The organism is Hydrogenophaga sp. 2FB, from assembly GCF_005503365.1.
GTDB lineage: Bacteria > Pseudomonadota > Gammaproteobacteria > Burkholderiales > Burkholderiaceae_C > Hydrogenophaga.
In genome coordinates this window covers 16506-36246 of sequence record NZ_SCML01000040.1, presented here as the reverse complement: position 1 = coordinate 36246, position 19741 = coordinate 16506, and the positions used below count along the sequence as shown (strand labels likewise).

The 19741-nt window shown below is 66.0% G+C and carries 18 protein-coding genes; 6 read left to right on the top strand and 12 right to left on the bottom strand.

Going from position 1 to position 19741, the window contains the following annotated elements:
• Nucleotides 1-88 precede the first annotated feature (88 nt).
• Both FFS09_RS21165 and FFS09_RS21160 read left to right on the top strand, forming a co-directional pair.
• Nucleotides 89-1042, top strand: coding sequence for a LysR substrate-binding domain-containing protein (locus FFS09_RS21165; protein WP_137920888.1), 954 nt, complete (start codon nucleotides 89-91; stop codon nucleotides 1040-1042).
• Nucleotides 1043-1141: 99 nt separating this feature from the next.
• On the top strand, nucleotides 1142-1861 hold the full coding sequence (locus FFS09_RS21160) for a glycine zipper 2TM domain-containing protein (RefSeq protein ID WP_212745138.1): 720 nt from the start codon (nucleotides 1142-1144) through the stop codon (nucleotides 1859-1861).
• A gap of 152 nt (nucleotides 1862-2013) precedes the next feature.
• On the opposite strand, the gene htpX is transcribed toward FFS09_RS21160, so the two are convergent.
• The 10 genes from htpX to FFS09_RS21110 all read right to left on the bottom strand — a co-directional run bounded on the left by htpX (nucleotide 2014) and on the right by FFS09_RS21110 (nucleotide 12626).
• A complete protein-coding gene (gene htpX, locus FFS09_RS21155) occupies nucleotides 2014-2880 on the bottom strand; it encodes a protease HtpX (protein ID WP_137920887.1) in 867 nt (288 codons plus the stop codon).
• Nucleotides 2881-2956: 76 nt separating this feature from the next.
• Nucleotides 2957-4342 (bottom strand): glutamine synthetase family protein, encoded by a 1386-nt coding sequence (locus FFS09_RS21150; protein ID WP_212745137.1) that lies wholly within the window; start codon nucleotides 4340-4342, stop codon nucleotides 2957-2959.
• A complete protein-coding gene (locus tag FFS09_RS21145; RefSeq protein WP_252374462.1) occupies nucleotides 4339-5121 on the bottom strand; it encodes a DUF3025 domain-containing protein in 783 nt (260 codons plus the stop codon). The genes FFS09_RS21150 and FFS09_RS21145 overlap by 4 nt, the downstream gene beginning before the upstream one ends.
• Entirely contained in the window at nucleotides 5103-6149 is a 1047-nt protein-coding gene (gene pyrC, locus FFS09_RS21140; protein ID WP_137920885.1) for a dihydroorotase, read from the bottom strand. The genes FFS09_RS21145 and pyrC overlap by 19 nt, the downstream gene beginning before the upstream one ends.
• A gap of 175 nt (nucleotides 6150-6324) precedes the next feature.
• Entirely contained in the window at nucleotides 6325-7062 is a 738-nt protein-coding gene (locus tag FFS09_RS21135; protein ID WP_137920884.1) for an amino acid ABC transporter ATP-binding protein, read from the bottom strand.
• A gap of 32 nt (nucleotides 7063-7094) precedes the next feature.
• Nucleotides 7095-7766: an amino acid ABC transporter permease gene (locus FFS09_RS21130; RefSeq protein WP_137920883.1), complete on the bottom strand. Its 672-nt coding sequence runs from the start codon at nucleotides 7764-7766 to the stop codon at nucleotides 7095-7097.
• A gap of 1 nt (nucleotide 7767) precedes the next feature.
• A complete protein-coding gene (locus FFS09_RS21125; protein ID WP_137920882.1) occupies nucleotides 7768-8523 on the bottom strand; it encodes an amino acid ABC transporter permease in 756 nt (251 codons plus the stop codon).
• A 110-nt stretch (nucleotides 8524-8633) separates the two neighbouring features.
• Nucleotides 8634-9533 carry a transporter substrate-binding domain-containing protein gene (locus tag FFS09_RS21120; protein ID WP_137920881.1) on the bottom strand — a complete coding sequence of 300 codons (900 nt, stop codon included), beginning with the start codon at nucleotides 9531-9533 and terminating at the stop codon, nucleotides 8634-8636.
• A 291-nt stretch (nucleotides 9534-9824) separates the two neighbouring features.
• Nucleotides 9825-10742: a LysR substrate-binding domain-containing protein gene (locus FFS09_RS21115; RefSeq protein WP_137920880.1), complete on the bottom strand. Its 918-nt coding sequence runs from the start codon at nucleotides 10740-10742 to the stop codon at nucleotides 9825-9827.
• Nucleotides 10743-10775: 33 nt separating this feature from the next.
• Entirely contained in the window at nucleotides 10776-12626 is a 1851-nt protein-coding gene (locus tag FFS09_RS21110) for an ABCB family ABC transporter ATP-binding protein/permease (RefSeq protein ID WP_137920879.1), read from the bottom strand.
• Between the two features lie 37 nt (nucleotides 12627-12663).
• Here FFS09_RS21110 and FFS09_RS21105 point away from each other — a divergent pair, with 37 nt between their 5' ends.
• Nucleotides 12664-13074 (top strand): acyl-CoA thioesterase, encoded by a 411-nt coding sequence (locus FFS09_RS21105; RefSeq protein WP_137920878.1) that lies wholly within the window; start codon nucleotides 12664-12666, stop codon nucleotides 13072-13074.
• On the opposite strand, the gene FFS09_RS21100 is transcribed toward FFS09_RS21105, so the two are convergent.
• Complete coding sequence (locus FFS09_RS21100) at nucleotides 13071-13817, bottom strand: type 1 glutamine amidotransferase (protein ID WP_137920877.1); 747 nt, start codon at nucleotides 13815-13817, stop codon at nucleotides 13071-13073. The two genes, FFS09_RS21105 and FFS09_RS21100, sit on opposite strands and share 4 nt — an antisense overlap.
• Before the next feature lie 140 nt (nucleotides 13818-13957).
• Here FFS09_RS21100 and FFS09_RS21095 point away from each other — a divergent pair, with 140 nt between their 5' ends.
• Genes FFS09_RS21095 through FFS09_RS21085 form a run of 3 tightly spaced genes read left to right on the top strand, consistent with a single transcriptional unit; the run spans nucleotide 13958 to nucleotide 18738 of the window.
• Nucleotides 13958-15520, top strand: a complete 1563-nt coding sequence (locus FFS09_RS21095; protein ID WP_171020126.1) for an integrin — start codon at nucleotides 13958-13960, stop codon at nucleotides 15518-15520.
• Nucleotides 15493-17181 carry an FG-GAP repeat protein gene (locus tag FFS09_RS21090; RefSeq protein WP_212745136.1) on the top strand — a complete coding sequence of 563 codons (1689 nt, stop codon included), beginning with the start codon at nucleotides 15493-15495 and terminating at the stop codon, nucleotides 17179-17181. The genes FFS09_RS21095 and FFS09_RS21090 overlap by 28 nt, the downstream gene beginning before the upstream one ends.
• Nucleotides 17182-17184: 3 nt before the next feature.
• A complete protein-coding gene (locus tag FFS09_RS21085; protein WP_137920874.1) occupies nucleotides 17185-18738 on the top strand; it encodes an integrin in 1554 nt (517 codons plus the stop codon).
• 95 nt (nucleotides 18739-18833) lie between these two features.
• Here FFS09_RS21085 and FFS09_RS21080 read toward each other — a convergent pair whose 3' ends face one another.
• Nucleotides 18834-19631 (bottom strand): crotonase/enoyl-CoA hydratase family protein, encoded by a 798-nt coding sequence (locus tag FFS09_RS21080; RefSeq protein WP_137920873.1) that lies wholly within the window; start codon nucleotides 19629-19631, stop codon nucleotides 18834-18836.
• Between the last annotated feature and the right edge of the window lie 110 nt (nucleotides 19632-19741).

Genomic DNA, 19741 nt, shown 5'->3' with positions numbered 1-19741 from the left:
AGGGGCGGGTGGAGGCGACGGGGAGCGTAGGCCGCGGTACGATTTGCGTCCAATCAAATATGCATCTTGCGATAAGCAATCCTGATCAATGGCCATCCTCCCACCCACGCCCCCCGCCGTGCTGCACGAGCGCCTGCTCGCGCGCCTGCGCCTGCGCCACCTGCGGCTGGTCGATGCGTTGGCGGCGCACTCGAACCTGCGCCGCGCGGCCGAGGCGGTGCACATCAGCCAGCCGGCCGCCACGCAGCTGCTGCGCGAGCTGGAGGAGCTGCTGGGCCAGCCGCTGTTCGAACGGCATGCGCGCGGCATGCGCATCACCGACGCCGGGCGCCTGCTGGCCCGCGACGCGCGCATTGCGATCGACGCGCTGCGCGGCACCGCCGACGCCCTGGGCGCGTTGGGCGAACAAGAAGCGCGGCCGCTGCGCGTGGGCGCCATCGTGGCCGCGATGGCCAGCGTGCTGCGCCCGGCGCTGCCCGGGCTGCGCGCGCAACATCCACGCCTGCGGCTGGCCATCGAAGAAGGCAGCATCGACCAGTTGACCGCCGGGCTGCACGGCGGCGCATTGGACCTGGTGCTGCTGCGCCGGCCGGCCCAGGTGGCGCAGGGTTACCTGTTCCAGCCGCTGCGCAGCGACCGCATGGTGGTCATTGCCGGCCGGCTGCACCCGGCCGCCGGGCGCAAGCGGCTGCGGCTGCGCGACCTGGCCGATTCGCTGTGGGTGCTGCCACCGCCGCACTACGCGGTGCGCCAGGCGCTGGATGCCGCCTGGGCGCAGGAGGGGGCGGCGCCGCGCGCGCACGCGGTGCAGGTGCTGTCGGCGCAGCTGCTGCCGGTGGTCCTGGCCGAGCCGGGGGTGGTCGCGCCCGTGCCGCAGACCGTGCTGGACCGCATTGAGCGCAGCGCCGACCTGGTCGAGCTGGCGCTGGACCTGCACGCACCGATTGAACCGCTGGGCATGCTGTACCGCGCCGACGATGCCACGGGCACGCTGGCGCAACTGATCGACTTCCTGTCCGCCGCGGCGCGCGTTGGCGAATAATCCGGGAACCCTGCAACACCACACGAATCTTTACAACGTGGGCATGCGAACTTGACACGCGCAGCGCATGCTTCAGGCTACCCCCACAAGGAGTTCTCCATGAAAACCCCCGTTCTTGTCCCCGTGATGACCGGCCTGCTCGCCCTGGCCGGCAGTGGCGTGGCGCACGCGCAGGAAGAACAAGGCCGCGTGATCAGCAGCACCCCCATCGTCCAGCAAGTGGCCGTGCCGCGCGAGGTCTGCAGCGACCAGCAAGTGACCTACGAAGGCCAGAAATCCGGCGCGGGCGCGTTGATGGGCGGCATCGCCGGCGGTGCGGTGGGCAACGCCATCGGTGACGGCAGCGGCCGCGCCGCGGCCACCGTGATCGGCCTGATCGGCGGCGCGATGCTGGGCAACCGCATCGAAGGCCCCGGCCAGCCGTACACCGAAACCTACCGCCAGTGCGGCACGCAGACCTACTACGACAACCGCACCGTGGCCTACGACGTGGTGTACGAATACGCCGGTCGCCAGTACCGCACGCAGATGGCGCAAGACCCCGGCCGCTATGTGCGGCTCAACGTCAGCCCCGCCGACGCCATGCCACCACCGCCCGTGCAGTACCAGTCGTACCCCTCATACCCGCCCCAGTCGCAGTACGTCGAGCCGAGCACGCGCATCACCATCGGCACGACCTTCTACCCGCATCCCGGCAGCGTGATGCCGATCAACGGTTACCGCTACGGCCCAGGCTACATGCCGCCCCAGCGGTATGTGGCACCGCCCCCGCGCTGGAGCCGCGACCGCGACCATGACCGCTGGGAACGCAACCGGTAAGGACGCGGTCTTGCCAAAAAAGAAAGGCGACCCGAGGGTCGCCTTTCTTGTGGCCGGAGCGCGTGACTCAAAACAAGTGCAGCCGCGGAACCGGCTTCGCCGGGCCGCCAGCTGCGCCCCCTGGGGGGTGACGCCGCGGGCGGCGCGGGGGGTTACTTTTGAAGCGCCGCGATGCGCTCTTCGATTGGCGGGTGCGTCGAGAACAGCTTGCCCAGGCCACCGGTGATGCCCAGCGCCTGCATGGTCTTGGGCAGTTCGCCCGGGGTCAGGCCACCGAGGCGGGCCAGCGCATTGATCATGGGCTGCTTGCGGCCCATGAGGTTGGCGGCGCCCGCGTCGGCGCGGAACTCACGCTGGCGGCTGAACCAGGCCACGATGATGGCGGCCAGGAAACCGAGCACGATGTCCATCACGATGGTGGTGACCATGTAACCGATGCCGGGGCCCGAGTTGTTGTCGCTGCCACGGCGCAGGAAGGCGTCCACCGCGTAGCCGATCACGCGGCTCAGGAACACCACGAAGGTGTTCATCACGCCCTGGATCAGCGTCATGGTGACCATGTCGCCGTTGGCCACGTGCGCGACCTCGTGGCCGATCACGGCCTCGACCTCTTCCTTGGTCATGTTCTGCAGCAGGCCGGTGGACACCGCGACCAGCGCCGAGTTCTTGAACGCACCGGTGGCGAACGCGTTGGGCGCGCCTTCGAAGACGCCAACCTCGGGCATGCCGATGCCGGCCTTGTCGGCGAAGCGGCGCACGGTTTCCACGATCCAGGCTTCGTCGGCCGTCTGCGGCTGGTTGATCACGCGCACACCGGTGCTGAACTTGGCCATCGGCTTGCTGATGAGCAGCGAGATGATCGCGCCGCCAAAGCCGATGACCAGCGAGAACCCGGCCAACGCCGTCATGTTCAGGCCGTTGGCGGTGAGGAAGCGGTCCACACCCAGGATGCGGGTGGTGACCAGCAACACCGCCATCACGGCGAAGTTGGTCAGAACGAACAGCAGGATGCGTTTCATGGGGACTCCGGTGGTTGTTTTTGGATCAAAACGTAAGGATACGTGGGGCTGCGGCGTGGTTCTTCAAGTTTTTGTCTCACACCTGAGGCAACAGGAAGCGGCGTTCCCAGGGGCTGATCTCGTTCAGAAAACTGTCGTGCTCCAGCGCCTTGACCGCCAGGTAGGCGCGCACGAAACGCTCGCCCAGCAACCGCGGCGCATGCGCGCTCTGGGCCATTTGTTCGTGGGCGGTGGAAAAAGTTCGCGGCAGGCCGCGCGGCAGGTCGTAGCCGTTGCCTTGCACCGGGTCGCCCGGCAGGTGCTTCTCTTGCAGGCCGGCCAGACCCGCGGCCAGCGTGGCGGCGATCGCGAGGTAGGGGTTGGCGTCCGCACCGGCCAAACGGTTTTCCACCCGGCGCGCGGCCGGCGGACTCACCGGCACGCGCAGGCCAGCGGTGCGGTTGTCGTAGCCCCATTCCACATTGACGGGCGCCTGGCTGCCGGTGACGTAACGGCGGTATGAGTTCACCGTCGGCGCATAGACCAGCGTGAGGTCGGGCGTGTAGGCCTGCAGCCCGCCGATGTAGTGCAGGAAGGCGTCGCTGGCCGAACCGTCGGCCTGGCTGAAGATGTTGCGGCCGTCGGCGTCCACCACGCTCTGGTGCAGGTGCATCGAGCTGCCCGCCTCGCCCGCGATGGGCTTGGCCATGAAGACCGCGTTCAGGCCGTGCTGCAGCGCGATCTCGCGCGCGGCGGTCTTGAACAGGAAGGCCTGGTCGGCCACGGCCACCGGGTCGCCGTGCAGCAGGTTGATCTCGTACTGGCTCGGGCCCACCTCGTGCAGCCAGGTGTCGGCGCGAATGCCGAGCGCGTCGATGGCGGCGTGGAACGCGTCCCAGAACGGTGCCAGTTCGTTGAGCGCATTCAGGCTGAAGGCCGACTGTCCCACTTCGGGTCGGCCGCCGCGCCCGGTGGGCGCGGTCAGTGGTTGCGCCGGGTCGGTCATGGCCGCGGTCAGGTAGAACTCGATCTCGGGCGCCACCACCGGCGTGAGACCCATCGCGCTGTAACGCGCCACCACGTTCTTCAGCACCGAGCGCGGCGCGAATTCGCACAGGCTGCCGTCCAGCTCCACGCAATCGTGCACCGCCAGGTAACGCGGCACGCTGGCCCAGGGTGCGCGCTTGAGCGTGGCCATGTCGGGCACGAGGCGCACGTCCGGGTCGCTGTCGGGAAAAATCGGGTTGTAGGAGTACTCACCGGTCACGCACTGCATCGGAATCGCCTGGCAGATGCGCAGTTCGCCACCGGCCGCGAAGCTGGCCGCGGGCATGAGCTTGCCGCGCGGGTAGCCGGTGACGTCGGCGAACAGGCACTCCACATCGCGCACACCCGTGGCGCGGAAATGCGCGGTCAGCTCGGCACGGTCGGCGCCGTGCGCCAGGTTCAGGTGGGACCACGAGGGCGATGCGGGTGCGTTCATGATGCGGTGGAGTTGTCGATGCGCCGAGGGCGAAACACCTGGGCATCGGCATAGTAAGCGGGATCGTTGTTGGCCGCCCACCAGCCGGGCACGCCCAGCACCGGCAAGGGTGTGAAGGGCTTGCTGGCCAGCAGCGGCGCGTTCAAGGTCTGCGCCAGCCAGGCATCCCATGCGGTGAGGTCGTCACCGAGCGATGCGGGCACCGCCTCGCGGAACACATGGGCGGTGATCGACTTGTAGGGCACAACCAGTTTTTCCAGCAAGGCATGGCCGAACAGCACCAGCCGCGCCTGCGACCAGAGCGGGCGCAGCGTGACGAACAAGGCGGTCCAGTCGCGCTCGACCAAGGCGTTCCACACAGGCTGCGGCGCTTGCAGCAGCGCGGCGTTTTCGTCGAACAGCGTGAGCGCATCGCGCACCGGCCCGCGCACGTCGCGCACACCATCGGCGGCGATCTGCGCCGCCTGCAACCGGTTCAGGCGCTGCTTGGTGAGCGGGAAGCGCAGCCAGCACAGGCCGTTGAAGAAGTCGTGCAGGTTCTCGCGCGTGGGCACCGCGCCGGTGTCGAAGATGAACTGCTCGTAGGCCGTGCCGGCCGGCAGTTCGGTCTGGGGCACGAAGCGCACCGGGCACGCGCCCGACATGCCCAAGGCTTGCGGCACGGCGTGGCCGTGCGCGAGGTGTTGCCCCGCCGCGCGCCCTTCGGCCGCGAGCGGCGCGAACCAGGGCGCAGCCCAGTCGATCGCGGCGGTGGCCGGGTTCAGGCCTTGAGCCTCCACGGCAGCGTTTCGCCGCCGCGCAGCGGTTTGAGATCGGCTTCGCCGAAGCGGAAGCTCTCGGGCGTGGTCCAGCTCTCGCGCTGCAGCGTGATGGTGCCGCTGTTGCGCGGCAGGCCGTAGAAGGCCGGGCCGTTGAAGCTGGCGAAGGCTTCCAGTTTGTCGAGCGCGCCCGCGTTGTCGAACGCTTCGGCGTACATCTCGATCGCGGCGTGCGCGGTGTAGCAGCCGGCGCAGCCCATGGCGTGTTCCTTCAAGTGGGCCGCATGCGGCGCGCTGTCGGTACCGAGGAAGAAGCGGTCGCTGCCGCTGGTGGCCGCCGCCACCAGGGCCTGGCGGTGGACCTCGCGCTTGAGCACCGGCAGGCAGTAGTAGTGCGGGCGGATGCCGCCGGTGAAGATGGCGTTGCGGTTGAACAGCAGGTGGTGCGCGGTGATCGTGGCCGTGGTGAAGGGGCCGGCTTCGGCCACGTACTCAGCACCTTCCTTCGTGGTGATGTGCTCCATCACGATCTTCAACTCGGGAAAATCGCGCCGCAGCGGAATCAGCTGCTCGTCGATGAACACCGCCTCGCGGTCGAACAGGTCGACGTCGGGGTTCGTCACCTCACCGTGCACCAACAGCAGCACGCCGGCGCGCTGCATGGCCTCCAACGTCTTGTAGGTTTTGCGGATGTCGGTCACGCCGGCGTCGCTGTTGGTGGTGGCGCCGGCCGGGTAGAGCTTGAGGGCCACCACGCCGGCGTCCTTGGCGCGCACGATCTCGTCGGGCGGCAGGTTGTCGGTGAGGTAGAGCGTCATCAGCGGCTCGAACGACAGGCCTTGGGGCACGGCGGCGAGGATGCGTTCGCGGTAGGCCAGGGCCAGCGCCGCGGTGGTCACCGGCGGGCGCAGGTTGGGCATGATGAGCGCGCGCCCGAACTGGGCGGCGGAGTGCGGCACCGTGGTGCGCAGCGCGTCGCCATCGCGCACGTGCAGGTGCCAGTCGTCGGGTCGGGTGATGGTGAGGGTGTCGAGGGCGCGGGTGTTCATGGGGCGCTATTGTCACACTCGAGCCCCACGTTGCGCCGCTGCCCGGCGCCGGATCGTTGCGCCAGTCTCCGGCGCGACGTGCACGATTCCAGAGCACCCGAGGATCCGGCTTTGCCGGTCCCAGGGTGCGCCCCCTGGGGGGTGACGCCGCAGGCGGCGCGGGGGGGGGGAACCTCTAGTGCCCCAGGATCTTGTTGAGGAAGTCCTTGGTGCGCGGCTGGCGGTCTTCGGGTTTGTCGAAGAAGTCGTCCTTGGAGCAGTCTTCCAGGATCTTGCCACCCACGTCCATGAAGATCACGCGGTTGCTGACCTTGCGCGCGAAGCCCATTTCGTGCGTCACGCACATCATGGTCATGCCTTCGTGCGCCAGCCCGACCATCACGTCGAGCACCTCGCCGACCATCTCGGGGTCGAGCGCCGAGGTGGGTTCGTCGAACAGCATCACGATCGGGTCCATCGACAAGGCACGGGCGATCGCCACGCGCTGCTGCTGACCGCCCGAGAGCTGCCCCGGGAACTTGTCCTTGTGCAGCGACAGGCCCACGCGGTCGAGCATCTTGAGGCCGCGCTTCCTGGCATCGTCGGGCGTGCGACCCAGCACCTTGATCTGCGCGATCGTGAGGTTCTCGGTCACCGACAGGTGCGGGAACAGCTCGAAGTGCTGGAACACCATGCCCACGCGGCTGCGCAGCTTGGGCAGATTGGTCTTGGGATCGTGCACGGCGATGCCATCGACCGTGATCTCGCCCTTCTGGAAGGGCTCGAGCGCGTTGATGGTCTTGATGAGGGTCGACTTGCCCGAGCCCGACGGGCCGCAGACCACGACCACTTCACCCTTCTGGATGGTGGTGGAGCAATCGGTCAGCACCTGCACGGGGCCATACCACTTGGAGACGTTCTTGAGTTCAATCATGGCGATTCCTGATTTCTGCGTTTTCGTGTGCGTCAACGGATGATGGCGATCTTCTTGTGCAGCCGCTTGACCAGCCAGGACAGCGCGTAGCACATCACAAAATAGACCACGGCAGCGGCGAGGTAGGCCTCGATCGGGCGTCCGAAGTTCTTGCCCGCGACCTCGAAGCCCTTGAGCATGTCGTAGGCGCCGATGGCGTACACAAGCGAGGTGTCCTGGAACAGGATGATGGTCTGCGTGAGCAGCACCGGCAGCATGTTGCGGAACGCCTGCGGCAGCACCACCAGCTTCATGTTCTGTCCGTAGGTCATGCCCAGCGCCTGGCCGGCATGCACCTGGCCGCGGGCGATCGACTGGATGCCGGCTCGCATGATCTCGCTGAAGTAGGCCGCCTCGAACGCCACGAAGGTGATCACCGCCGACACCTCCGCGCCGATCGGCCGCCCGATGAGCAACGGCACGAGCAGGAAGAACCACAGGATCACCATCACCAGCGGAATGCTGCGCATGCCGTTGACGTAGATGGCGGCCGGCGTGTCCAGCCACTTCTTGCCCGACAGGCGCATGAGCGCGAGGATGGTGCCGAAGAAGATGCCGCCCAGCGTGGCCACGATGGTCAGCATCAGGCTGAAGTACAGACCATTCAGCACGAAGTTGCTGAGCAGGTCCCAGTTGTAGAACGAAAAGTCGAGATTGAGGTTCATGTCAGTGCCCCCCCGTCCCGCCGGCCACCACGAAGCCCGGTATGCGCACGCGCTTTTCGATGAAGGCCATGAGGCGGTTGATGGCGAAGGCCGAGATGATGTAGAGGCCGGTCACGGCCAGGTACACCTCGACGCCGCGCGAGGTCTCTTCCTGCGCCTGCATCGCGAACATGGTCAGCTCGGACACGGACACCGCGAACGCCACCGAGGAGTTCTTGAAGATGTTCATCGTCTCGCTGGTCAGCGGCGGGATGATGATGCGAAACGCCATGGGCAGCAGCACGTAGCGGTAGTACTGGAACGTGGTGAACCCCATGGCCATGCCGGCGTAGCGCTGGCCACGCGGCAATGCCTGAATGCCCGAGCGCACCTGCTCGGCAATGCGTGCCGAGGTGAAGAGGCCCAGCGCAAACACCACCAGCACGAAGCCCGGGATGCCCTGCAGCACCGGGAACATGGCGGGCAGCACGTGGTACCAGAGAAAGATCTGCACCAGGAGCGGGATGTTGCGGAACAGCTCGACCCAGGCATTGCCCAGGCGCACCACCATGGGCCGGTCGGGCAAGGTGCGCAGCGTGCCGATGATCAGGCCCAGCACCAGCGCCAGCAACAAGGCCAGCAGCGACACGGACACCGTCCAGCCCCAGGCGGAGAGCATCCAGTCCAGGTACGTGATGTCCCCCCCTTTGCCAAAGCAGCTTGCCACTGGCTGCCGCTCGATGGTGTCCTCGCAGAACACCTGCCAATCCCAGGCCATAGGAATCCTTTCTTGTTATCGCCTCGCACCGCATCGCGGTTCACGGGCTTCTAGGAAAACGCCCCTTCAAATGGTCCACTTGAAGGGGCGTGAAGGAAGCGCTTGCGTGCTTACTTCTTGGCGTAGTCTTCCATCGGCTTGTCGTTCGGGTTGGCCCATGCCGCCTTGGTGGCGTCGGACATGGGCAGACCCACCTTCACGTTCGCGGGCGGAATCGGCTGCATGAACCACTTGTCGTACAGCTTGGCGAGCGAGCCGTCGGCGATCTGGCGCTTGATGCTGTCGTCCACGGCCTTCTTGAAGGCGGCGTCGTCCTTGCGCAGCATGCAGGCGATCGGCTCGACCGACAGCACTTCACCGACGATCTTGAAGTCGTTGGGTGCCTTGGATTTGGAGATGTTGGCGGCCAGGATGGAGCCGTCCATCACGAAGGCGTCGGCGCGGCCCGATTCCAGCAGCAGGAAGCTGTCGGCGTGGTCCTTGCCGTAGACCTCCTTGAAGTCGATGCCACCAGCGCGCTCGTTCTTGCGCAGGGTCTGCACCGAGGTGGTGCCGGTGGTGGTGGCCACGGTCTTGCCGTTGAGGTCCTTGATGGCGTTGATGCCGGAGCTTGCCTTGACGGCGATGCGCACTTCTTCCACGTAGGTGGTCACGGCGAAGGACACGTCTTTCTGGCGCGTGGCGTTGTTCGTGGTCGAGCCGCACTCGATGTCGACCGTGCCGTTCTGCACCAGCGGAATGCGGTTCTGCGAGGTCACGGGTTGGTAGACGATGTTCAGCTTGGCCAGGCCCAGTTGCTTCTGGATGTCGGCCAGGACGCGCTCGCCCATTTCGGTGTGGAAGCCCACGTATTTGCCGTTGCCCAGGGTGTAGCCCAGGCCAGACGACTCACGCACGCCCAGGGACACACTGCCGGACGCCTTGATCTTGGCCAGCGTGTCGCCGGCTTGTGCAAAGGCGCTGCTGGCGGCCAGTGTGGTGATGGCCAACGCGAGCAGGTGCTTTTTCATATGGATCTCCTTGCTTGTGAACAAAAAACGAACTGAAGTTTGCAATGAAGTGCCCAGCCCTGAACAGGGCTGGAGGCCTCTGGATGATGCTCCTTACGCAAGCTCCGTTCCACCCGGGAATTCCCACCCTGTGGAGGGCGAAGCCAGCGACTGTAGCCAGCGCACCGAGGCCGCGCCAATGCCGATTGCGGCAGTGCCCATGCAAACCGTTCATGTCCGAATTTACCCTAATGGTCGCGATGGGCCATCCGGGTTAGCCGCGCAGGCGACAAGCCCGTGAAACGGGCTGGATCAGGGTGCTTCGATGCGTTGGCTCAAGTCGTTCCAGAACTTCTCGACCGAGCTTTTGATCTTGCGGCCCATGGGCCGTTCGCGGTAGATGCGGATGTCCAGCGCCATCTCCAGCCCATCGGCCGCCGGCACCAGCTTGCGCGAGCGCACCTCCTTGCGCACCGCGCTGGCGGGCAGGAAGGCGATGCCATGGCCTTCGAGCGCCATGGCCTTCAAGCCCTCGGCCATGTCGGTCTCGTAAATGCGGTCCAGGTGCATCGGTGTGCTGCTTTGCTTGAGCATATGGTCCACCGCCCGCCCCAGGTAGGCGCCTGGCGCATACGCCAGATAAGGGCATGGCTGCAGCTGCGTGCCGGGCAATCCGAACAGCGGGCGGCCTTCCGCGTCCGGGCGCACATAGGGTGCCAGCAACTCGGTGCCCAGGGGCAGCATTTCGTAGCGCGTGGCATCGAGCTGGATCGGTTGCGTCGCGTGGTGGTAGGCGATCAGCAGGTCGCAGCTGCCCTCCACCAGCCGCAGCACCGCGTCGTGCACGTTCAGGGCGATCAGCCGGCTCTTGATCGGGCCGCAGGTTTCGCGCAACCCCGAGAGCCAGGAGGGGAAGAACGTGAACGCCAGCGTGTGCGGCAAGGCGAACTCGATCACGTCCTGCGCGGCCGCGGTGTGTGCGCGCAGCGTGGCCCGTGTGCTTTGCAGCGCCTGCAGCATTTCCAGCGCCTGGTCGTACAGGGTCTGGCCGGCGGGCGTGAGGCGCGTGGGGTAGGACGACCGGTCCACCAGATCGGTGCCGGCCCAGGCTTCCAGCGACTGGATGCGGCGCGAGAAGGCGGGCTGGGTGACGTGGCGCAGCTGTGCCGAGCGGCTGAAGCTGCGCGTTTCAGCGAGACTGACGAAATCTTCCAGCCATTTGGTTTCCATATGGAAGGCGATTATGGCGAGTCGGGCCGGCTTTCAATCCGCCCCACTTTGCTGCAAGGCCCACATCCCCGCGTACACCCCACCCCGCGCGACCAGATCGCCGTGCGTGCCGCGCTCCACGATCTCGCCATTCACCAGCACCAGGATTTCGTGCGCATCCACCACGGTGGAAAGCCGGTGCGCGATCACCAGCGTGGTCTTGTTGCGCGCCGCGCTCTTGAGTTCGGCCTGGATCGCGCGCTCGTTGGCCGAGTCCAGCGCCGAGGTGGCTTCGTCGAAGATCACGATCGGAGGGTTCTTCAGCAGCGTGCGGGCAATCGCCACGCGCTGCTTCTCGCCACCCGACAGTTTCAGGCCACGCTCACCCACGGCCGTGGCGTAGCCCAACGGCAGACGCTCGATGAAGCTGTGGATGTGCGCCGCTTTCGCCGCCTGCACCGCCGCCTCGTGCCCGGCATCCGGGCGACCGTAGAGGATGTTGTATTCGATGGTGTCGTTGAACAGCACCGTGTCCTGCGGCACGATGCCGATCGACTGGCGCACGCTGGCCTGCGTCACGCCCTTGATGTCCTGCCCGTCGATGCAGATGCGCCCGCCCTCTTGCGCATTGCTCACGTCATAAAACCGGTAGAGCAGGCGCGCCAGCGTGCTCTTGCCCGAACCCGAGGGGCCGACCACCGCCACCGTCTTGCCCGGTGGAATCTCGAAGCTGATGCCATGCAGGATCTCGCGCGCCGGCTCGTAGGAGAAGCGCACGTGCTCGAACTTCACGGCCGGTGCGCCATGCAGCGCCAGTGGTTGCGCACCAGGCACGTCGGCGATCTCGCGCTCCTTCTCCAGCAGCACGAACATCTTCTCCAGGTCGGTCAGGCTCTGCTTGATCTCACGGTAGAGCACGCCCAGAAAACCCAGCGGGATGTAGAGCTGGATCATGAAGGCGTTGACCATGACCAGATCGCCCAGCGTGAGTTCACCACTGACCACGCCTTGTGTGGCGCGCCAGAGCATGAGCACCAGCGCCACGGCAATCACCACTTGCTGCCCCGCGTTGAGCATGGACAGCGTGGTCTGGCTCTTGATGCGCGCGCGGCGCAATTTCTCCAGCGCCGCGTCGTAGCGGTGCGCCTCGAAGGTCTCGTTGTTGAAGTACTTGACGGTTTCGTAGTTCAGCAGCGAGTCGATGGCGCGGCTCTGGCTGGTGGACTCCAGTTCGTTCATCTGGCGGCGAAACTTCGTGCGCCACTCGGTGACGGTGACCGTGAAGGACACGTACAGCACCAGCGCCACCAGGGTGATCCACACGTAGCCCATGTCGAATTTCGTGCCCAGCAAGGTGAGCACCATCACCACCTCGATCAACGTGGGGAAGATGCTGTAGAGCGAGTACGAAATGAGCGACTGCACGCCGCGCGTGCCGCGCTCGATGTCGCGCGTCATGCCGCCGGTCTGGCGCTCCAGGTGAAAGCGCAGGCTCAGCGCGTGCAAGTGGCCGAACACCTGCAGCGCGATGCTGCGTGTGGCGCCCTCGGTGGCCTTGGCGAACACGAGTTCGCGCAGTTCGGTGAAGACGCTGGTGGACAGGCGCAGCAAGCCATACGCCAGCAGCAGGCCCAGCGGCACCACCAGCATCGATTCGATGCTGCCGGGCTTGATGGTCATCGCGTCCACCAGCTCCTTCAGCAACAGCGGCACGCCCACGTTGGCCGTTTTTGCGGCCACCATGAAGGCCAGCGCCAGCACCACGCGCACCTTGTACTGCCACAGGTAGGGCAGCAGGCGCTTGAGCGTGGCCCAGTCTGAACGGGGCGGTGCGGGTGGGGCGCCAGGTGCACCGGGGCCGGCGGGTATGGCCAGGGAGGTTCGAGAAGAGGTGTCGTGGCGCATGCGTGAGAATGGGGACCGTTGTCCAGAGATTGTGCCCATGTCCCACGAATCAAGCCCCACCGCCCTGCCCACCGACCGGGAACTGGTCCTGAAGGTCATTCCCATGCCCGGCGACTGCAACGCCAACGGCGACATCTTCGGGGGCTGGGTCATGGCGCAAGTCGATCTGGCTGGCGCGGTGTTGCCCGCACGCATCACGCGTGGCCGCCAGGCCACCGTGGCGGTGAACCAGTTCATCTTCAAGCAGCCGGTGCGCGTGGGCGACATCCTGAGCTTCTTCAGCCAGGTCACGCGCGTGGGCCGCACCTCGGTGACGGTGCAGGTGGAGGTGTACGCCGAACGCTTCTCCGAGCAGGGCCAGTACGTGAAAGTGACGGAAGCCAGCCTGACCTATGTGGCCATCGACATGGAGGGGCGCCCCCGGCCGATCCAGCCGCCCACGAACTAAGCCGCGGGCCAGCCGGATCGCCAGCGGCGGTAGATGTGGTCGGCCAACGCCTCGCTGCCCGCGAGGTGGCGCGCGGTGGCCGCGTTCATCGACGCCGGGTCCTGCACGCTGTCGCGGTGCATCAGCACGTTCACCACATAGGCTTCACCCGGCTTCTCCAGCCAGTCGGCGATCTTTTCGGGCGTGATCTCGACGTGGAACTGCATCGCCAAATGCGGCCCGAGCGCGAAGGCCTGGTGCGCGCAGACGGGTGATGACGCCAGCGACTCGGCGCCTGGCGGCAGTTCCGTGAAACCGTCCTGGTGCCACTGGTAGACGGTGGACCTCGGCTCATCCCCGAGCCAGTGCCGCGCCAACGCGCTGCCGTTGTGCGCGATCGGCCACCAGCCCACCTCGGGCTGCGGCAAACGCTCCACCCGACCGCCCAGGGCCTTCGCCATCAGTTGGGCGCCGAGGCAGTGCCCGAGCACGGGTATGCCCAGGGCAACGGCCTCGCGGATGAGTGCTTCGGCCTGGCGCAACGTGGGGCGCTCGTCGTTCGCGCTCCACGCGCCGCCGAGCACCGCCAGACCGCGGTAACCCCGAACCGAGCTGGGGTACAGGTCGCCCTCCTCGGCACAGCGCAGATGCCAGGAAAACCCTTGCGCATCGAGCCATTGGCCGAGGAAACCCGGGCCGTCTTCGACGAGGTGCTGCAGCACGAGAACGTCGGCGGGGTTGTCGTGAGGGTCGGCTGCGGTCATGTGCCCATCTTAAAAAATTCCTTTAGCGACTGGAACCCGTTTTTCCAGTGTGTTCCTCAGTAGTGCGCCACTGGGGATGTCCCCTTGGCCAACATGCACCGCGTTCTGCGCGCATGGCAACCAAGGCCCGGGCCCATCTCATGTCCTCCACCCTGTTCAAGCTTCGATTTCACTCCCTGGCCGGCCTGCTACTGGCGTTGTTGCTCGGGAGTTGCGGCGGCTCACCCGTGCCAGACGGGGAGATGGCGAACGTGGAGATGGCGATCCACTACATCAAAGCCTCGAACACGGACGCGGGTGACTGGTTCGGAGGCGTTACTGTGCTGTCGGCCGACGGAAACACGTTGGCGGTTTCGGCGCCCTTGGAAGACAGCGACGGCAACGAACTCAACAACGCGCTGGACGAATCGGGTGCGGTGTATATCTTCGTGCGCAGCGGCAACACCTGGGTTCAGCAAGCGTACCTGAAGGCCCCCAACCTGGGCCTATTCGACAACTTTGGTTGGAGCGTGGCGTTGTCGGCCGACGGCAACGTGCTGGCGGTTGGGGCACCTTCTGAAGACAGCAACGACGTCACTACCCCCGGCGACGACTCCTTTCAGGATTCTGGCGCGGTGTACGTCTTCACCCGAAGCGCCACGGTGTGGACACAACGCGATTACTTGAAGGCCGGCAACATAGGCGCAGGCGATACGTTCGGCACAAGCATCGCTTTGGCGGCCGATGGTCGCACGCTGGCCGTGGGGGCGCCTTTTGAAAACGGCGACGCCAGCAGCACCTCCACCGTTCCCAATGAAATGGCTCTGGCGGCCGGTGCGGTCTATGTCTTTGCCCGCAACCAGGCCGACATCTGGACCCAAAAGGCCTATTTGAAAGCCAGCAACGCCAAGCAGGACGCGCAATTTGGCACCAGCGTGGCGCTTTCGGGGGACGGTCACACGTTGGGGGTGGGCGCGGTTTATGAAGCCAGTGCCGATGGAAACCAGGCAAATACATCGGCTCCGGCGGCCGGCGCGGTCTACACATTCGGCCACGACGCCACGGGCACCTGGACGCAGCAGGCCTACTTGAAAGCCAGCAACATCGGGGCGGGCGATGAGTTCGGCCAAAGCGTTGCGCTGTCGACCAATGGCAGCACACTGGCCGTCGGCGCTCCGAAGGAAAGCGGGCCCGGCGATGCAATGCCACTATCGGGCGCTGTCTACGTCTTCGAGCACAGCGTCGGGGGTTGGAATCAGCAAGCTCTGGTCCGGGCCGACAACCCGCACACCCAGTACCGATACGGCTCCCGGGTGGCCCTGACCGGCGACGGCAACACGTTGGCAGTGGGGGCGCCCGTGGACAGCAGCAACGCCAAAGGCATCAATGGCACCTCGACAAACGACACGGTCTACCACTCTGGCGCTGCCCATGTATTGACGCGCCAGGGGGGAACGTGGCCTCAACAAGCCTACGTCAAAGCCAGCAACAGCCGCGTCTTGTCGCAGCTTGGCGCCGTTGCCCTCTCGGACGACGGTCTCACATGGGCGTTCGGTGCTCCAGGCGAAAGCAGCAACGCCAAGGGCATCAACGGCAACCAGGCCGACTCCTCGGCGCCCGAGGCAGGCGCGGTGTACCTCATGAATCTCAAGCCCGCGGGGTCGGACGGCTCGTGTACGCCGCACACCTTCGCATCGTGCACACCACCTCCCGGATGGCGGTGAACCTGCACGGGAACAAGTGCTCTGGTTCGCATGACCTGTCTCTCGAGCCTGTCCAACAGGCCTCGCACCTTTCTGCTTTTTCGCGATTCAACCCCCTCAACCAACCCACCATGATCACTTCGATACGCAAAGTTGGCATCCTCGTCGTTTCCGCCCTGCTGATGGCGCTCGCGCTTCCCGGTTGCGGAGGCGGCGGCGGAGACTCACCATCGTCAGGCTCCGGCGCTGATACAGGTGCGCCCGACATCACCGCTGCGCTGAACTACATCAAGACGTCGAGCGGAAACAGCGGTACCCGATTCGGCCACAGCGTGGCGCTGTCGGCCGATGGCACCACGCTGGCCATTGGCGCGCGCACGGAAGACAGCAAGTCCACGGGCATCAACGGCGACGCCAACGACCGATCGCTCGACGCGGCCGGGGCGGTGTATGTCTTCCTCCGCAGCGGCAACACCTGGGTGCAACAAGCCTATGTGAAGGCCAGCAACACCGATTTGTATGACGAGTTCGGGTTCAGCGTGGCGTTGTCCGCCGACGGGAACACGTTGGCGGTGGGCGCCATCGGAGAGAAAAGCAGTGCGAACACCATCAATGGCGATCAAGGTGACAACTCGTTCGGCGCCGCAGGCGCCGTCTATGTTTTCCACCGCAGCGCGGGCACGTGGACACAGCAGGCCTATGTCAAGGCCAGCAATGCCGACCGCGACGACCAGTTCGGCCGAAGCGTCGCATTGTCTGGCGATGGCAACACGTTGGCGGTGGGCGCGATCAACGAGGACGGTGCTGCAAACGTGGAAGACGACACGGGCGCCGTCTATGTCTTTGCGCGTGACAGCCTTGCCAGCGCCTGGAGCCAGAAGGCGTATGTGAAGGCCAGCAATGCCGGCCTGAGCGACCAGTTCGGTTACAGCGTGGCCCTTTCAAACGACGGCAAGACGATGGCCGTGGGCGCGATCCATGAAGGAGGCAACGGCACCGACCCTGGAGACGATTCGCTCTTTCAAGCGGGGGCAGCCTATGTCTTCACCCGCGATGTGACAGACACCTGGACCGAGAAGGCCTATCTGAAGGCCAGCAACGTCGGCGCTCAGGACCAATTCGGTTACAGCCTGGCCCTGTCAGGCGACGGCAAGACGCTGGCCGTGGGGGCAGCCTATGAAGACAGCAAACCCACGCATCCGGGAGACGACTCTCTCGCAGACGCAGGTGCGGTGTATGTCTTCGGCCGCGACGGCGCAGACCACTGGACCCAAAACACCCTCTTGAAGGCCAGCAACGCGGGCATGGACGACCAATTCGGCTACAGCCTCGCCTTGTCGAACGACGGCGATTTGCTGGTGGTCGGGGCACGCTGGGAGGGAAGCAATGCCACCGGCATCGGCGGCAACCCGCTTGACGATTCGTTCCCCGAAGCCGGGGCGGTCTATGGCTTTATCCGCAGCAGCGGCGCCAGTTGGGGCCCGTCGGCCTACATCAAGGCCAGCAACACCGACCAGGGCGACGGGTTCGGCTCGAGCGTGGCCCTGTCTGCGGATGGCCGCACGCTTGCCGCGGGCGCGCCCCTGGAGCGCAGCAGAGCCACGGGCGTCAATGGCGACCAGACCGACAACACGAGATCCAACGCGGGCGCCGTGTACGTGTTGAACCTCACCACCCACTGAACCATGGCGATGGGCGCGATCACCATGGCCATCTGGCAAAGCAAAGCCTCCCTCCTGTCCGCCGTCGGTGTGTTCGCGGCCTGCTTGCTCGCAGGCTGCGGAGGGTCACCCCCGCCTGATCCCACGCCTGCGCCTGAGATGGTGAGCGCGCTGCAGCACATCAAAGCCTCGAACACCGACGCCGGGGACCTGTTCGGCCTCACCGTGGCGTTGTCGTCCGACGGCAGCACGCTGGCCGTCGGAGCGCCGCAGGAAGACAGCATCGCCACTGGCGTCAACGGCGACCAGGGCAATACCACCAGCAATGCAGGCGCCGTGTATGTCTTCACCCGCAACGGCAACGCCTGGGTTCAGCAGGCCTACCTGAAGGGCCTCAACACGGAGAGCTTCGACCTGTTCGGCACCAGTGTGGCCCTTTCTGCGGACGGCAGCACCCTGGCGGTGGGGGCGATCGGAGAAGACAGCGATACCTCGGGTATCGACCCGCCCGCCAACAACGCGGCCCTGAGTTCGGGGGCGGTGTATGTCTTCAGCCGCAGCGCGGGAAACTGGAACCAACAGGCGTATGTGAAAGCCAGCAACACCGGTGCAGACGACCTGTTCGGCGGCAGCGTGACGCTGTCGGCCTCTGGCGACAGGCTGGCGGTGGGGGCGTACAGGGAAAGCAGCGACGTCACCGGTGTCGACAGTGCGCTGGCCGACAACGACGCCGCCAGCCAGGCCGGCGCTGTGTATGTGTTCCTGCGCCAGGCCGGCAGCTGGAGCCAGGAGGCGTATGTCAAGGCCAGCAACACCGGGACAGACGACGGGTTCGGCACCAGCGTGTCGCTTTCGGGCGATGGCAACACATTGGCCGTCGGGTCCATCAACGAAAACAGCGACGGCCATCAGGGCAACAACGCCGCACCCCTTTCCGGCGCGGTCTACGTCTTCCGCCACAACGGCACCGCCTGGAGCCAGCAAGCCTATGTGAAGGCCAGCACCATCGACACACCCGACCAGTTTGGCGCGAGCGTGGCGCTGTCCGCCAATGGCGATACGCTCGCGGTGGGCGCGATCAACGAAAGCAGCAACGCCATCGGCATCGGTGGCAACCAGGGCAACGATCCGGCAGGCACCAACGCCGGCGCGGCTTATGTGTTCGTCCGCACGGCAGGACTCTGGAGTCAGCAGGCCTATGTGAAAGCCAGCAACACCGGCAAGGACGACTTTTTTGGCACAGGCGTGGCCTTGTCGGCCGATGGCAATCGCCTGGCGGTGAGTGCTCTCGCGGAGGCCAGCAACGCCACCGGGCTCAACGGCAACCAGCTCGACAACTCGGCCACCGAAGCGGGGGCGGCGTATGTCTTTGCCCGCAGCGGCGTCAACTGGCGCCAGCTGGCGTATGTGAAAGCCAGCAACACCCGCTCCAACAGCTGGTTCGGTTATGCCATGAGCCTATCGGGCGATGGCCAAACCCTCGCGGTGGGGGCGCCGCGAGAAAACAGCAAAGGCGACCCGTCCGACACATCGGCCGCTGAAGCTGGCGCCGCGTACGTGGTGAGCGTGCCGAACTGACGGCCCGTCGCCGCACCACCGTCCGGAAGTCGGAAGAGGACACGCGATGAACGTGTTCGCCACTTCAACCGTTTTCGCCAACCGAACACCCCGAGTCAGAACGCCCCATGCCGCCCCTGCCCGGCGGCAAACCGCTGCGCACCTTCAAGCGCATCGGGAATGCGTGCCTTGCCACGCGCCCACTCCTGCTGGAGCGCTTCGCCCAAGGGCAAGTCCCACTGGCGCAGCGCGCTCTCGCGGTCGGCGCGCATCGTCGCTTGCGGAAACGCGGCGAGCTGGCGCGCCAGTGCAATGGCGGCGTCGCGCGCCTGGCCGGTGGGCACCACGCGGTTGGCCAGGCCCATCCGCAAGGCTTCCGCGGCCTCGACCTTGCGGCCCGTGAGGATCAGGTCCATGGCGTGGCCCATGCCGATCAGGCGCGGCAGGCGCACCGTGCCGCCGTCGATCAGGGGCACGCCGAAGCGGCGGCAGTAGACACCGAAATAGGCGTCTTCTTCCACCACGCGCATGTCGCACCACAAGGCCAACTCCATGCCGCCGGCCACGGCCGCGCCGCTCACCGCCGCGATCACGGGCTTGGTGAGTTGCAGGCGCGACGGCCCCATGGGGCCGAGGGCGTGCGGGTCGTCGGCGGCGAAGTCGAGGTCAAGGCCGGCACCGGTGTCGCCGCTGGCGGCCAGGCGGGCGCCGTACTGCAAATCCCAGCCCGCGCAGAAGTGGCCTTGCGCGCCGTGGAACACCGCGACGCGGGCCTGGGGGTCGGCTTCGAAGGCGAGGAATGCCGCGTGCAAGGCTTGTGCGGTAGGACTGTCGACGGCGTTGCGCACGTCAGGGCGGTTCAGGGTGACGACCCAGACTTCGCCCTGGTTTTCCGTGGTGATGGGTAGGGCCACTCTTTTCCTTGTGATGGTGGGGTGAGAGCAATCTTCCTTTCACCTCAGCGACCCAGGATGGGGGAGAACCCCTAGCGCCGGTCGCGGCCAAGACAGCTATAAATTGCGCA